A 13,914-nucleotide genomic window follows, 5' to 3' on the forward strand; every position below is an offset into this window, starting at 1 on the left:
AGTCCTGGCTCCAGGCAGGCAATCAGCCTGCCGCGGGCGCGACTTCGGTGGCTTCGTTCCGAATGCGCTGAACCATCGACCGCAGCCCGTTGGCGCGCTGGGGTGTGAGGTGCTCGTCAAGACCGAGTTTGCGCATGACGTTTTCGGCGTCGATCGCCAGGATTTCGCTGGCGCGCCTGCCGGAAAACAGAAGCATCATGATGGCGACAAGACCGCGTACGATATGGGCATCTGAATCGCCCCTGAAGCTCAGCACCGGGTCGTCGCCGTCTCCACGCTCGGTGTGTAGCCATACCTGGCTGACACAGCCGCGCACCCGATGCGCCTCGTCGCGCGCGGCTTCGGGATAGGGTTCCAGGCCGTTGCCGAGGTCGATGATATAGCGGTAACGCTCTTCCCAGTCGTCCAGGAAGGCGAAATCGTCGTAGATGGTGTCGATCGTGGTGCTCATTAAGCCGGATATAGTGATTGTCCGGCCGTTCGTCACGGAAAACCTTTGTTTGCCGCCAAAAGCCGGCGATGATCTATTGATCGTGACCGGCGGGGTGCTCGGCAACGCTTCCGGTTGTCAGGGGCGCTTCCATTGTGCCTGCAGTGGCCCCTGCCGAACCCTCTGCCGAACCATCTGCCGGCTCTTCGAGCATCTCGTAGGCAAAACGGGCGCTTTCGCGGGCGCGCGCGCCGATCGTTTGAAGGGCGGCACGTCCGGTCTCACAGACCTCGGGCTTGCGTTCACAGATGCCGACCATGTCGCTGATGGCCTCGCGCGCCGCACCCAGCGCCTGCAGGGCGCCGACCTGCGGTGTTTCCGTGCCATCCTCGCTGCCGGTTCCGCCGATTGGCAGCAAAAGCAGCACCAGTGAAAGCCAGAAGATCGAGCGAATAAGAAAGCCCATGACGTCCAGTCCCGTTTCGTGCCCCGTGGGGCGTCCCTGGCAAATATCCTGTCATGGCCATGCCAAGGAGCTCTTGAGATTTTTCCTAAAATTGAAGGCAAACTTTTTAAAAGTTCGGAAATGCTGGCCTTTGAAGCAAACCTGTCACAAACCCGCGGGATGACGGTTACGCTTTGTTGGGCATCTAATGATCTGGCGCGGTTGATCTTTTTCTCCGGCATGGCCGAATTCGGCGGTTTTCAGTGCGCCTGTTTCTAAGGTCATTTTGTTCAGCGCGCGTTAACCATGACGACATTCATCCGCGTTTAACGGGCCGATTTCTTCCTTTTTGCGCTTGCCGTTCGCCCATCGGTGCCTGCGCTTATCCTTTCCTTAAACGCTCGGTGCGAGTCTCGACAGGAACAAGAACCCGCCGAACGGACAAAGCAAGAGCGCGTCGAGTTGAGTTCACGAGTAGCATCATATCAAGAATGGCCGGCAGCCCTTTCTGCCGCATGCGAAAGGCTGATTCATCCCAGTGTCGAACACGGGGTGGAGCGTTCGCGTCAGTTGCGGCTGGCGGGTGTGCTCTTTGCGGCACCCTTTCTGTTCGCGGGAGCGGTCGCACTACTTCTTGCAGGAACGGTCGGTTTCGCCCAGACGCTGGCGCTCGCCAGCGCGGGATTTGCGGTTAGCTGGCTGACTGCGGCGGGTCTGCTTGCCGGCGGGCGGCGGGCGTGGATTGAAGGGTTGGCGCTTGGTCTGGGTCTTGCTGCCGTCAGCGCCGTGATCGTGCTTTCGGGCGGGGTTGCTTCTCCCATGACGGCGATGGCCGGTGTTCTTGCGGCAGAGAGTTTCTGGATCGCGCGGACACGGCGCGCTGCCCTTACGGGCTGTGCTGCCGGTGCCTTGGTTCTTGTGCTGGCGGTCTCCGGCGGGACATTGGGCTTCGGGTTCCAGTCATCGCTGCCGCTGGCAGCCCATTGGCTGATCCCACTTGTCTATGCGGCGACGCTCGCCCTGCGCTTCGGCACAACAGGGGCGAAGCAGAAGGGCCTCGAGACGCCGTCACAAGAGACAGGCATCGAGGCGCGGATGAACGCGCTCGTGCTGCGCCTTAATGGCACCGGCGATGTGATGGATGCGTCGTGCCAGGCGGAACGTGTCCTGAATGTCCGGTCCGACATTCTCCTCGGAAACGGCTTTTTCGAGCGCATTCATGTGGGCGACCGCGTTGCCTATCTCTGTGCCGTGTCGGAATTGACCGATGGTGCCGACCAGCGCGCGATCAGTATCCGCCTGCGCATGCCCGCCGAGGGTGACGCCTTCCGTGCTCCCGGATACAGACAGTTCGGTGTCGAGCTTCTGAAGGAGGGCGACGCCGGGCAGATCGTCGCCATCATCCGCGACGAGAGCGATCGGGCAGAACTGGAACATGATGTAGCGCGGGCGCGGGAAGAGGCGCGTGTCGCAAAGGTTGAGAGCAAGCGCATGCTGGCCGCCGTCAGTCATGAACTGCGCACGCCGTTGAACGCGATCCTCGGATTCTCCGACACGCTTCAGACGGAGATATTCGGGCGCTTTTCCAATGACCGGCAGCGCGAATATGTGCGGCTCATTCATGAGGCCGGTGAGCATCTGCTTTCGGTCGTGAACTCGACGCTGGAAATCTCCAAACTGGAGGCAGGCACCTATACGCTGCACCCGGAAGCGTTCAGCTTTTCGGAGGCGGTGGACGCAAGCGTGGCGTTTGCCATGGCAGATGCGGCTGCCCGTTCCGTTGATGTCGATGTGGCTGTTGCGGAGAACGTCGGCGTCGTCTATTGCGACCGGCGTGCCGTGCAGCAGGTCTTGATAAATCTTCTGTCGAACGCCGTGAAATTCTCGCACGCCCATGGCCGCGTCCAGGTCACAGCCGAACGGTCCGGCAATCGCCTGGATTTCAGCGTCACCGACAACGGTGTCGGCATCGCGGCCGATGATCTGGAGCGCATCGGCGAGCCGTTCGCCCAGGTGCGAAATGACGAGACAAGGCACGTTGAAGGAACGGGCCTTGGCCTCGCGCTCGTGAAGGGGCTTGTGAGCCTGCAGGGCGGTGGTATGACGATCGACAGCGCGCCCGGCGAAGGCACGCGCGTAAGCATTTCGCTGCCGGTTGGTGTTGGCGCGGAAAAGGACGAGAATGGCCGGGGTGGCAAACCGGTATCTGACGATGAGTGGAGTCATGAAGAATACCGCAAGACGGCCTGAACCGGAGGTCACGTTTGGAACTCTGCTCCGCGCCGGGCTTGCCGGCGTCGGAATGGCAATCGTGCGCAATCCGGTGGCAGTCGGTGGCGCGACGGCCTTTGCCGTCGCCTTCTCCTTCGTTTCGGCAAACGCGCTCTGGTACCAGCCGCATTTCCACTCGGGCGCGCTGATTTCGACGCGCACGCCCGCCTTCACGGATCCCCGGAGCGGGCCGGCATCTGGGCGGCCCGCCATGCCAGCGGTGCCGGCAGTGATCACCGAAACACCCCGCCAGGCACCACGTGACGTGGCGCCCGATCAGGATACGACCGGCGCGATCCCGGTCGAGCGTCCAGACGAGGTGGCGGGAGGCGATCCGACCATACGCCAGGTGCAGACAGTGCTGCAGGAGCTGGGATTATACCGTGGCACGATTGATGGCCTTGAAGGGCCTGCAACCCGCACGGCAATTGGCAATTATCGCCGTATCGTGGATCTGGATCCGTCGCCGATGGTCGATGAGGCGCTGCTGCGTCAGCTCGGTCTCGCGGCGGTACAGCCTGTCAGCCACACGCCGCCCGCGTCTGCAGCGCCTTCCATGCCGCAGGTGCTGCCGACGCCGACGCCGCGACCGGCCTATCAACGCCCGGCGGCAACCCCGGTGAGCGTGGAGCGGGAAGCTGCGCAGGTGCCGGTGCCGGCGGCGGAGGTTCCGCAGCCGCGTGTTCAGACGGCGTCACTTGATACGGATGAAGCCGACCCGACCATCATGCGCGTGCAGGCCGGTCTGAAAGCGTTCGGCAATGACGGGATCGAGGTTGATGGTGTTCTCGGGCAGGGCACCCAGGCCGCCATCCGCGAGTTCCAGAGCCTTTTCGGTCTTCCGGTCAGCGGGCGACCGGATGAGGCATTTCTGGCCAAGATGCGCGAAGTTGGCCTGACCAACTGAGGTGAGCGCGGACGTCGTCGGCAGATCATTTTTCCGCAGGAACCAAGGAGGCGCTGCGCGTGCGTCTGACCAGCGAATTCTGGGTTTCAGCCCTAACAAAGAGGCTCTTCGCGGAAGGCGGGTTTGCGACGGTTCTGCAAAAGGGCGCGCGCGAGGCCGGAACCGTCTACATTCTGCTGCGCAATCGTCTAGGCCAGCAGGCGCTTTATGGTCCTGCGGCGCAGGCGGTCTATGACGAGGCCCGGCCCAATGAGCGGCGCTTTGCATTGATTGCGCGGGACGATGAGGAAGCCATCAACAGGCGCCTTGAGCGCGAGCGCAGGTTCGATCCCGACTTTTGGCTGGTCGAGATCGAAGTGACGGATTTGGACGAGGCGGAACGCTATTTCGAGATTGCGGCCGGCTGACCAGCGTGCCCAGGGCAGTTGGCACCTGTCTGCCAGTCGTTCAGCGTCTGGCGCGCGGCGTCTGGAGACAGAGCCATGTAGCGCTCTAGAAAGAAGCCGATGGCGCTGCGCTGCGAAAACAGTCCGGGAAAAGCCGCCGCGGAAAGAAGGAAAGCTTCCGCATCATCCAGCTCCAGCGCTTTCAGGGCGATGATGAGTTCGCCATAGGTCGGAAAACCGGTTATCTCGCGGGCCGCCAGAAGGGTAATCCCAAGAACAGAAGATAGAGCTTTTTCGAACGCATCCTTTTCGCCGGAAAGGGCTGCCGCACGAAGAATCCGCCCGGCATCGCCCGCAGATGGGCGTTCAGCGCCGTTGCCCTGCCAGCCGAGCGGGGCCTGCGAATTGGCGGCTCGCATGATGAGACGCAGGCGGTTGCGCACGTCCGCTTCAGCGGCACTTTCTCCGGCTTCCGTCTGGCTGTCCGTCTCGGCAATTTGCGCCGTCAGCGCGCGGGTGAGCGCCGCAATCGCCGGATTGAGATCCGTCCTGCGCCCGATGACACGGGCATGGCCCTTTCCATGCCGTGCGATAAGACCGATCAGATCGACGTCCGACAGGGCCGGTGAGCGTATCAGAAGTGGCGCGGAAATCTCCGCGGGTTCGTCCACGAGCTTCTTGAGCAGGCCCTGCGGCGGGGTTCTGCATTCTGAAAGGACCGCGGCCGCGTAGCGGCGCGTTTCGGCGGATATCAAAGGGTAGAGGGGAAGGACAAGATCATCCAGCTGCGCGATTTCGCGCCGTGTCGGACGTGTGAGCGACACGAAGGCGGACACCGCGGCGCGAAACAGCCGCTCGGGTCTTTGCGCTTCCCCGCCAGAAGCCAGTTGCCTGAATACAGCGGACGACACGCAGACCAAAACCTCCGAAACGCGACTGGTTACAAGATACCTCACCGGTGCTGCACCTGGAGCGCCGATGATTGATGAGATTTACACCCATTCCCTTAGCAAGCTGTTAACCGGGTTCTTTAGACTTCTGTTCAGACTCTCCGGTTCTGACCCGGTTGATGGGTTTGTCTGTCGATGGGAGGTAACCAAACGTTAACCATGTACTGCCTTACTGGAAGAAGGAGGCGTTGCGTACCACTCCATCACCGAAAGGGACGCGATGTCATGGCTACGATACTGAGCTTTGCAGCGGCAGCGAAACGATCGTCGTCGGCTGCACCCAAAAGACGGACTGCCGGCGCTTCGATCATCATTTTTCCCGGCGTGCGCTATGAGAGACGACCGGACGGTGATCCCGACACCGGTGGAGACGACCGCCCGCACGATGTCCGCCGACGCTCGACCAAGGGTTAGGGTCCGGACCCTGGCGCAAGAACGCGGCCGATGGCACACCGGTATTGTCCGGTGCGCTCCCGTGGAGGCGGCTGGAAAGCGTGTCAGATTCACAGTGTCTCGCAGCGAAGGCCCTCAAAGAACCGCTCCACGATGATCCGCCAGCTCCCGTCGGGAACGAAGACGCGGATCACAACCATGCCTTCCCCTATATCCGTCTGGGCGATCAGCGAGGTTGCGAGTGTTTCGGGAACCCCCTTGCGCAACTCCAGCAACTGGGCGGCGTTCACTATCAGCGCATCCAGTCCCCGGTTGGTGGCGCTCCGGTCGTTCGCATTGAACACGTTGAATCCGTCCCGGTCGTATACCGAGAACGACCAGAACGGCACGCGTTCGTCCGCGGTGATGCGGACCATTCCGTTTTCCAGATCAAAGCGGCACGCTGCCGTATCGAAGAACGGATTTTGTGTTTCGGCGAGGAGTGGGTTGCCATTGCCTTCGCCCAGACGGATGAATGCGTAGGGATCACCTTCCTCTGCCATCGCCGACCAGACATCGCGTTCTGAATAGGTGGGAAGCAGGAACAGGATGGCGATGTGAACGGCGGCGGCGCCGAACAGGCCAAGCAGGAGCACATGAAGGAGCCTAAACATCGCACTCCATCCGGGTGATGCCGGGCAGGCTCGTTTCACCAACGCGGGCGCCCGTGGATATGGGCGTATCCACCAGGGTGAGTACCAGTTCCATGGGGCCGGTTCCGGCAACGGCCAGCCAGTTTTCAGGCTGGGGGCGGGCCGAAACCACGATCTTCAGGGGCTGGCCATGGCGCCATAGGAGGTTGCGGGAATGAAGCGCCGAAGAAAAGCGGGCGGGCGCCGAAAGGATCTGCCTGTTCTCACCGGTGGCATGCAGGGTGAAGAACCGGGTGGGCGGGAGATCGCCCTGAAGCTGATAGGTGCACTGGCGCAGGAGAGGGCGCCCGGCGCTGTCTGAACCCGCGACAAGGACGATGCCTTCCGCCTGGCCAAGGCTTAGCTGCCCCAGACGCGTGCTTCTCGCCCGGGAATAGGGGTCGGCCTCGTGTGTGCCCTGCCTGGGAAAGGTGACCCATGGGCCGATTTCCACGGAGCCGATTGTCCGCGTCGATTCGAGCGCCAGCCACGCGCTGCCGGCACCGCCGCCAAGCGCGATGAGCAATACGAAGGCCACGAAGATTACGGTTTTCAGCATACGTGTTCCGGCAGGCCACGGACACTTCCGGATACTTCAACTCGAACGGAAGGTTCAAGCGTTTTGAGGTATGCCTTGCGCAGCATTACAGGGCGGACAGGGTTTCGTTGGAGGTGGGCTTGCGCAGGCGCGGTGCGGCCTCGAAATCCTTGGAAAGTCCCTTCAGGAAGAGTGAGGTTCGCGCCGAGAGTGCCAGCGGAAGCGTTTCGCTTTCCTGGCGGTCCCCGGCGCCTTCTTCGCTGGCGGTCTCTACCGCGTCCGTCTCGATGCGCATCGGCCCCTCGATGCCCGGCAGGGGTTTGATCTCGACGTTTTGATGTGCGTAGGCCATCAGGCGCTGCCAGACCATGGCGGGCAGGGAGCCGCCGGTCATGCGCCTTGTGGGGTGGAAGTCGTCATTGCCGAGCCAGACGGATGCAACATAGTTTCCGGTGTAGCCGACATACCAGCCGTCGCGGTAGGACTGGGTGGTGCCGGTTTTGCCTGCAGACCGCGTCATCGGCAGGGCCGCGCGCCGGCCGGTGCCCTGTTCGGGAACCAGGATGAGCATCTGGTTCATGGAGGCGGCCGCCTTTTGCGAAAGCACGCGGCGCGGTGGCGGAGCATCGCGGCCATGATCATAGATGAGATTACCCGAATGGGTCATCATCTGGACAATGCCGAAGCGCCTGTCGGCATAACCGCCATTGGCAAAGACGGAATAGCCGGTTGCCTGATCGAGCGCGGTCATGCCTGACGTGCCCAGCACCATCGTCTTGTGGCCGTTGAGCGGCGATTCGATGCCAAACGACTTGATCAGGGAAATGATCGGATCGATGCCCAGATGGTCACGGGCAAGCCGCACGGGAACGGTGTTGTAGGACTTGATCAGAGCGCGCGTCAGCGTGACGCGCCCGGCATAGCTGCGTCCATAATTGCGCGGGGACCAGCTGCCCCATGAGATCGGGCCGTCAGAGATGGCGGTTTCCGGCTCGAATCCGTTCTCCATTGCCACCGCATAGACATAGGGTTTGAAGGACGAACCGGTCTGGCGCTCGGCCTTTGTGGCGCGGTTGAACTGGCTCGCGCCATAGTCGCGGCCACCGACGACAGCGCGCACCGCACCTTCCGTGTCCATGAGCACGATGGCGCCTTCGGAAACGTCATAGTCCTTGCCGTACTGGCGCAGATGAAATTCGAGCGATTCTTCCGCAGCTTTCTGGAGGTTGGGATCAAGCGTGGTGCGGGCAACGAGGGAATGGGTGGCGCTGCGCGGAACCACCCGTTTGACCTCTTCAAAGGCCCAGTCGAGGAAATAGTCCGGTGTATCGGCGCCGTCACGGTCGACGGCCGTTGCCGGATGCAGGCGGGCGGAGAGAATCTGCCCCTCGCTCATGAAACCGGCCTGCACCATGTTGGTGAGAACCTCATTGGCGCGTGCACGCGCAGCCGGAAGGTTCACATGCGGCGCGTAGCGGGCGGGTGCCTTGAAGAGCCCGGCGATCATCGCCGCTTCAGAGAGGCTGAGATCCTTGACCGGCTTATCGAAGTAGAAGTCCGCAGCAGCGGAGATGCCGAACGTCCCACCGCCAAGATAGGAACGGTCGAGGTAGTATTGCAGGATTTCGGTTTTCGACAGGTTCATCTCCAGCCAGATCGAGAGGAAGGCTTCCTTGACCTTGCGCTCGAGCGTTCGCTCGTTGGAGAGAAACAGGTTCTTGGCGAGCTGCTGGGTGAGCGTTGAGCCGCCCTGAACAACGGAATTGGCGCGCACATTTTCGGTGAGTGCACGGGCAAGGCCCATGAAATCGATCCCGAAATGGCTGAAGAAGCGCCGGTCTTCCGTGGCCAGAACTGCCTTGATCACGTGGTCGGGAAGCTCGTCGACAGGCACGGAATCGCGCTGAATGATGCCGCGCTGGCCGATTTCATTGCCGTAGCGATCAAGGAACGTGACGGCGTAATCGTCCTGCGCGCGCCAGTCGCCCGCGGTTTCCTCGAAGGCAGGCATGGCGAGCGCCAGCATCACGACCGACCCGACAGCTCCCAGCGTGGCACCCTCGCTGAAGATTTCGACCACGGCGCGCCTGGCACCGTAGACGCGGAAGCGGCGGAAGAAGATCGTCACGCTTTCCCAGAACTCGGCGAGCTTGAAGCCCGCTTCGTAAAGCGTGGAATCGATCCAGGCGTCGAGCGCCAGCAATCTGGTCGCCCGCGGCGCCTTACTCTGCCGTTTTTCGCGCGGCATTCTCACCCAAACTCCCGTCCGGCCATTTGCGGCCAACCCGTTCGAATCCGTCCTGCGGAACCGCCAGCCGGACACGACCCCACATCGATTTCCGGCATGTAATGGCCATTCTAGCGGATTGCTCTGTGAGTTTCTTCGCATTTCCGCCGCTTCCGCAAGGGAATTTCGCCGAAATGGCTAACGGATGGGATGCGTGCAGGAGAATTTAGGAAAAAATTCTTGACAGCGTAACGGTTCGCCGGTAGGGTTCATGCATGGTCGCAAAGTTGCGGCGTTTCGAGGCGGGTCCTTTGGCGAGGGCGCGCCTTTTTTGTTTTCGGACATGGATGGACGCTATGGGCAAGATGGGTGCGGCCGATCTGATGGCCGTGCGTGCGCTTCGTGAAGGTGCGCCTCCCTCTTTTGAACTGCTGGCGCTGGCAAGCGGTCGTTCGGAACGGCTTTTGCGCAAGCGGGCGCAGGAGGAAGAGTGGGGATCGCCAGACGATCCGGCGCTGCCGCCATCGATCGAGCGGACGCAAAGCATGATCGGGATGCTCTTCAATCAACTCCAGCGGGCAATCGAGGATGCGGTTCATCGCGATCTTTTCGACAAGGGGCGGATCGAAGGCCTCGGTTCGATGCTCAAGGTCGTGGAAAAGATGAACGAAATCGCGATCGAGCAGCAGGACATGAATGGAAAGCATGCCCCCAGCGATGAAGAAATGGCCGCCGCACTCGACCGCATTGACGACCGCATCCGCTGCCTTGCTGCAGAGCTTGCAGAAAGGATGGGCAAGGCTGAATCTGGCACAGGAACTGGCACACGCCATTGAACGCGAATGGCTGGGTGCTGCGCGGCTCGCGCAATATCCGCTTGGAGCGATTTTCGACAGCTGGCTGGTGATGGGCGGTCGTGGCGCAGGCAAGACCAGGCTGGGCGCGGAATGGGTGAATGCGCTGGTTCGTGGGTTTCCGCCCTTTGCCAGTGGTGCGCGGTATGGCCGGCTGGCCCTGATCGGCGAGACGCTCTCCGACGCACGCGAGGTGATGGTGGAGGGGCCGTCGGGTGTGCTGGCGGTTTCGCGTGGGGTGCGACCGCGCTTCGAGGCGAGCAGGCGGCGGATCGTCTGGGACAATGGCGCGGTGGCGCAGCTTTTTTCTGCCGAGAACCCGGACAGTCTGCGCGGTCCGCAATTCGACGCTGCCTGGTGCGACGAACTGGCCAAATGGAGACAGGCGGATGCGACATTCGATATGTTGCAGTTCGGTTTGCGGCTTGGCGAGCGGCCAAGGCAGATTCTGACCACCACGCCGAGGCCGATCCCGCTGATCCGCCGGCTGATGGACGATCCGCATGTGACGGTGACGCGGATGCGCACGGATGAGAATCGGGACAATCTGGCTCCGGGCTTCATGCGGGCGATCCGTCAGCGCTATGCGGGAACGCGGCTTGGACGGCAGGAACTCGACGGTGAACTGATCGAGGATCGGCCCGACGCACTGTGGACAAGGGCGATGCTGGAGGCGGCAGCTTGCGCCGAACGGGTGGATGACCTGAAGCGCATTGTCGTTGCGGTCGATCCGCCGGCTGCCTCGGGCCGCAGTTCGGACGCCTGCGGGCTGGTGGCGGCGGGGCTGGATGCGGTGGGCCATGGCGTCGTGCTGTGCGATGAGACGGTGAAAGGCGCAAAACCGCAGGAATGGGCGGCGCGCGCGGTGGCGCTTTATCACCGGCTTGAGGCCGATTGTCTTGTGGCCGAGGTGAACCAGGGCGGTGAGATGGTGGCGACGATAATTGCCACGGTGGACGCGAGCGTGCCGGTGAAGGCGGTGCGGGCAACACGGGGCAAGTGGCTACGGGCCGAGCCGGTGGCGGCACTTTACGAGCAGGGGCGGGTGCGCCATGCGGCGCGGTTTCCGGAGCTTGAAGACGAAATGTGCGATTTCGGTCTCGACGGTCTCTCGGGCGGGCACTCGCCGGACCGGGTGGATGCACTGGTCTGGGCCTTGAGCGAACTCATGCTTTCGAACCGGCGGGAGCCGCGCGTGCGCGCACTCGGCTGAGCAGACAAAGAAACACGGATCGGGAAAATCACATGGCTTGGTATTGGCCCTGGGCAAAGCGTCCGGGAGGTGCTGTCGCGCCGGTTGAAACCAAACAGATGCATGCCGGCGGCTTCGTCGCGTTGCACCGGGAGGCGGAGGCGCGGTTTACGCGGCGCGACTATGCCGCGATGTCGCGCGAGGGGTTTATGGCCAACCCGATCGCGCATCGCGCCGTGCGGCTTGTGGCGGAGGCGGCGGCGGCGATCCCCTGGCTGCTTTACGAAGGCGCACGCGAGCACGACGCGCATCCCGTGCTGGAGATGATGGCACGGCCCAACCAGCGCCAGGCGGGCAGCGGCTTCATGGAAGCGCTTTACGGGCATCTGCTTCTGTCGGGCAATGCCTATCCGCGCATGCTGGAAACGGGCACCGGCACGCGCGAACTGCATCTCTTGCGGCCGGACCGGGTGTCGGTGGTGGCGGATGCGGGCGGCTGGCCGGTGGCGCTGGACTATCGCGAGGGCAAGGCGCGCGAGCGCGTGCCGCTGGAGGCGGGGGCGGCGCTGCAACTCACGCTTTTTCATCCGCTCGACGATCACTATGGTTTCGCGCCGCTGGGCGCGGCGCTGATGGCGCTCGACACGCACAATCAGGCGGCGCGCTGGAACAAGGCGCTGCTCGACAATTCCGCGCGGCCTTCGGGCGCGCTGGTCTATGCGCCGAAGGAGGGCGGGAACCTTTCCGACGACCAGTTCGACCGGCTGAAGGTGGAACTGGAACAGGGTTACGCGGGTGCCGCCCGCGCCGGGCGGCCGCTGCTTCTGGAAGGCGGGCTCGACTGGAAGGCGATGAGCCTTTCGCCGCGCGACATGGATTTCATGGCGGCGAAGAATGGCGCCGCCCGCGACATCGCGCTGGCGATCGGCGTGCCGCCCATGCTGCTCGGCATTCCCGGCGACAACACCTATGCCAATTATCAGGAGGCGAACCGGGCCTTTTACCGCCTGACCGTGCTGCCGCTTGTGGGGCGGGTGGCGAAGGAGTTTTCCGCCTGGCTCCAGCCGGTGTTCGGCGCTGGCGTGCGGCTTTGGTACGACGCGGATGGCATCGAGGGGCTAGCCGCCGAGCGCGAGGCGCTGTGGAGCCGGGTGGGCGCAGCCGACTTCCTGAGCGACGAGGAAAAACGCCGGGCCGTGGGCTATGGCCCGCGCGGCGAGTGAGGCGCTTTATGGTGGATACGGAAATGCTTGCCGCCCGAATGCGCGGGGAGGCGGCATGGGTCCGGCTGCTGGCTGCTGCAGGGCGGCTGGAACGGGCACTGAAACACAACCCCAGATGGCGCCTTCAGCCGCGCGTTCCGGCGGGAAATCCCGGTGGAGGGCGGTGGACGGACGGGGGTGGGTCCGTTGTGGTGCCGGCAAGCGGGCGGGCATCGCGTATTGCGCGAATGCGCCGGCGCTATCCGGGTGCATCGCTCGCGCAGATCACGCGTCTCGAGATTGCTACGATGCAGGCGCGCACCGAACTCTACAAGGTACGCAGGCTCGACCCTCGATGGAGTTTCGGGGAACGGCTGAGGGGACCGGGAATAAATAGTGAAATCAGGGATTTGGAGGCTGTGGCGACGGCAGCGCGGAAGCGTTTTGGTGAATTGACCCGGGGTGCAATTCCGGAGTTCGATCCATTGTGGGGGCGAACGCGCTTATTGGAAGAGTTGCGCAACGCGGGATACCGATACAAAGGACCTGCGGATACCGGGCAAGGTGTTATCTACAGGAACTACGCCCAAGACACTGAAGTCCGTATCATGAGGCGTCCCAATAGAGAGCCACCGCTAAGGAACACGGATCCCGGTAAATGGTTGATGCAATACTACTATAGGTATAAAGTCCCAAATCGTCGCGAGGGACGACACGTTCCTATTCCCGATGGCCAGTGAGGCAACTTTCAGTGACCACGATCGATGAAGTCTGCAACCGTTTGCTTGCCACATTGGAGGAAAGTTGGGAACAGAACGTTTTTACCCTGATCAATACGGTGTTCGAGCCACCTTCCCGTAGTGATCTGGTTGAGTTTTGTGAGGCGGTTAGGTCTCTGCACCGGAAAGGACTTGCGCAGTTCTCGTGGGATACGGTGAAACCTGGCAGGTGTCCTCCCATGTCGGAGGCTGAAACTGTGGAGTTTCTGCGTTCCATGGAGAGCTGGTTTGTCCTTGCGGATGATGGCTACTGGACCTGCAGCAAGGGCGATTTTGGCAGAATGAACATTCCGCAGGTCGTCATCGGGGAGGCGGGTGCTCTTATCGGCCTGAAGCTCGAATATGAACGCGGGACTGAATGGTGGACCGCGCGCAGCCAGACGCTGGACCGCATCCTGTGCATTCTTCTGGCGGAGTGGAACCCGGAACTGGTGGAGAATCTTACAAAGCTCGACCGCACCTACACCGATCAGATGTGGACTTTTTACGGCTTGCTGAAAGATGGCGTTTCGGAGAAGGACCTGAAGTATCATCTGCTTGCTGCGGAGCGCATGCTTCCTGAGCTGGTGCCGAATCGAAAGAGGGTCGATCGGCTGGCCGGGCAGTTGCTGCAAGTGGAGATTCCGGAAGACCGGTAGAACCCGCAATCGGTGTGATGACGGGTTGTCT

At 62.3% G+C, this 13,914-nt stretch carries 14 protein-coding genes; 8 read left to right on the forward strand and 6 right to left on the reverse strand.

Annotated features, from left to right (window positions below; genetic code table 11):
* Positions 1 to 22 precede the first annotated feature (22 nt).
* Together BLW55_RS18150 and BLW55_RS18155 are read right to left on the reverse strand one after the other, a co-directional pair.
* Complete coding sequence (locus BLW55_RS18150; RefSeq protein ID WP_007008416.1) at positions 23 to 451, reverse strand: SufE family protein; 429 nt, start codon at positions 449 to 451, stop codon at positions 23 to 25.
* 73 nt (positions 452 to 524) lie between these two features.
* Positions 525 to 896: a DUF5330 domain-containing protein gene (locus BLW55_RS18155; RefSeq protein ID WP_090329712.1), complete on the reverse strand. Its 372-nt coding sequence runs from the start codon at positions 894 to 896 to the stop codon at positions 525 to 527.
* A 531-nt stretch (positions 897 to 1,427) separates the two neighbouring features.
* Here BLW55_RS18155 and BLW55_RS18160 point away from each other — a divergent pair.
* Genes BLW55_RS18160 through BLW55_RS18170 form a run of 3 tightly spaced genes read left to right on the forward strand, consistent with a single transcriptional unit; the run spans position 1,428 to position 4,460 of the window.
* Complete coding sequence (locus BLW55_RS18160) at positions 1,428 to 3,125, forward strand: sensor histidine kinase (protein ID WP_244509131.1); 1,698 nt, start codon at positions 1,428 to 1,430, stop codon at positions 3,123 to 3,125.
* The gene (locus BLW55_RS18165) at positions 3,100 to 4,053 is read left to right on the forward strand and encodes a peptidoglycan-binding domain-containing protein (protein WP_090329714.1); all 954 of its coding nucleotides are present in this window, start codon (positions 3,100 to 3,102) and stop codon (positions 4,051 to 4,053) included. The genes BLW55_RS18160 and BLW55_RS18165 overlap by 26 nt, the downstream gene beginning before the upstream one ends.
* 59 nt (positions 4,054 to 4,112) lie before the next feature.
* The gene (locus BLW55_RS18170) at positions 4,113 to 4,460 is read left to right on the forward strand and encodes a DUF1491 family protein (RefSeq protein ID WP_007008420.1); all 348 of its coding nucleotides are present in this window, start codon (positions 4,113 to 4,115) and stop codon (positions 4,458 to 4,460) included.
* Here BLW55_RS18170 and BLW55_RS18175 read toward each other — a convergent pair.
* Complete coding sequence (locus BLW55_RS18175; protein ID WP_143038458.1) at positions 4,436 to 5,350, reverse strand: hypothetical protein; 915 nt, start codon at positions 5,348 to 5,350, stop codon at positions 4,436 to 4,438. The two genes, BLW55_RS18170 and BLW55_RS18175, sit on opposite strands and share 25 nt — an antisense overlap.
* Positions 5,351 to 5,614: 264 nt before the next feature.
* Here BLW55_RS18175 and BLW55_RS20690 point away from each other — a divergent pair, with 264 nt between their 5' ends.
* Complete coding sequence (locus BLW55_RS20690; protein WP_143038459.1) at positions 5,615 to 5,803, forward strand: hypothetical protein; 189 nt, start codon at positions 5,615 to 5,617, stop codon at positions 5,801 to 5,803.
* An 89-nt stretch (positions 5,804 to 5,892) separates the two neighbouring features.
* Here the strand turns inward: BLW55_RS20690 and BLW55_RS18180 are convergent, their stop codons facing one another.
* The 3 genes from BLW55_RS18180 to BLW55_RS18190 all read right to left on the reverse strand — a co-directional run bounded on the left by BLW55_RS18180 (position 5,893) and on the right by BLW55_RS18190 (position 9,239).
* Positions 5,893 to 6,435 (reverse strand): DUF1254 domain-containing protein, encoded by a 543-nt coding sequence (locus BLW55_RS18180; protein WP_007008422.1) that lies wholly within the window; start codon positions 6,433 to 6,435, stop codon positions 5,893 to 5,895.
* Positions 6,428 to 7,012 (reverse strand): DUF1214 domain-containing protein, encoded by a 585-nt coding sequence (locus tag BLW55_RS18185; protein ID WP_090329716.1) that lies wholly within the window; start codon positions 7,010 to 7,012, stop codon positions 6,428 to 6,430. The genes BLW55_RS18180 and BLW55_RS18185 overlap by 8 nt, the downstream gene beginning before the upstream one ends.
* An 85-nt stretch (positions 7,013 to 7,097) precedes the next feature.
* Positions 7,098 to 9,239, reverse strand: a complete 2,142-nt coding sequence (locus BLW55_RS18190) for a transglycosylase domain-containing protein (protein WP_090329717.1) — start codon at positions 9,237 to 9,239, stop codon at positions 7,098 to 7,100.
* 335 nt (positions 9,240 to 9,574) lie between these two features.
* On the opposite strand from BLW55_RS18190, the gene BLW55_RS20695 reads away from it, so the two are divergent.
* The 4 genes from BLW55_RS20695 (at position 9,575) to BLW55_RS18210 (ending at position 13,883) form a co-directional block, all read left to right on the forward strand.
* A complete protein-coding gene (locus BLW55_RS20695; protein WP_025031619.1) occupies positions 9,575 to 10,054 on the forward strand; it encodes a hypothetical protein in 480 nt (159 codons plus the stop codon).
* Positions 10,020 to 11,285, forward strand: a complete 1,266-nt coding sequence (locus tag BLW55_RS18195; RefSeq protein ID WP_425286784.1) for a DNA-packaging protein — start codon at positions 10,020 to 10,022, stop codon at positions 11,283 to 11,285. Before BLW55_RS20695 ends, BLW55_RS18195 begins: the two co-directional genes overlap by 35 nt.
* Before the next feature lie 32 nt (positions 11,286 to 11,317).
* Positions 11,318 to 12,487 carry a phage portal protein gene (locus BLW55_RS18200; protein ID WP_090329719.1) on the forward strand — a complete coding sequence of 390 codons (1,170 nt, stop codon included), beginning with the start codon at positions 11,318 to 11,320 and terminating at the stop codon, positions 12,485 to 12,487.
* Positions 12,488 to 13,217: 730 nt separating this feature from the next.
* Positions 13,218 to 13,883 (forward strand): hypothetical protein, encoded by a 666-nt coding sequence (locus BLW55_RS18210; RefSeq protein WP_143038460.1) that lies wholly within the window; start codon positions 13,218 to 13,220, stop codon positions 13,881 to 13,883.
* Positions 13,884 to 13,914: the final 31 nt, after the last annotated feature.

Origin of the sequence: Nitratireductor aquibiodomus (genome assembly GCF_900105565.1) — a bacterium.
GTDB lineage: Bacteria > Pseudomonadota > Alphaproteobacteria > Rhizobiales > Rhizobiaceae > Nitratireductor > Nitratireductor aquibiodomus.

Excerpts from the sequence above, each read along its gene's own strand:
- BLW55_RS20690 (WP_143038459.1), top strand. The coding sequence starts at position 5,615 with ATGGCTACGATACTGAGCTTTGCAGCGGCAGCGAAACGATCGTCGTCG.
- BLW55_RS18185 (WP_090329716.1), bottom strand. The coding sequence starts at position 7,012 with ATGCTGAAAACCGTAATCTTCGTGGCCTTCGTATTGCTCATCGCGCTT.
- BLW55_RS18180 (WP_007008422.1), bottom strand. The coding sequence starts at position 6,435 with ATGTTTAGGCTCCTTCATGTGCTCCTGCTTGGCCTGTTCGGCGCCGCC.
- BLW55_RS18200 (WP_090329719.1), top strand. The coding sequence starts at position 11,318 with ATGGCTTGGTATTGGCCCTGGGCAAAGCGTCCGGGAGGTGCTGTCGCG.
- BLW55_RS20695 (WP_025031619.1), top strand. The coding sequence starts at position 9,575 with ATGGGCAAGATGGGTGCGGCCGATCTGATGGCCGTGCGTGCGCTTCGT.
- BLW55_RS18155 (WP_090329712.1), bottom strand. The coding sequence starts at position 896 with ATGGGCTTTCTTATTCGCTCGATCTTCTGGCTTTCACTGGTGCTGCTT.
- BLW55_RS18150 (WP_007008416.1), bottom strand. The coding sequence starts at position 451 with ATGAGCACCACGATCGACACCATCTACGACGATTTCGCCTTCCTGGAC.
- BLW55_RS18190 (WP_090329717.1), bottom strand. The coding sequence starts at position 9,239 with ATGCCGCGCGAAAAACGGCAGAGTAAGGCGCCGCGGGCGACCAGATTG.
- BLW55_RS18165 (WP_090329714.1), top strand. The coding sequence starts at position 3,100 with ATGAAGAATACCGCAAGACGGCCTGAACCGGAGGTCACGTTTGGAACT.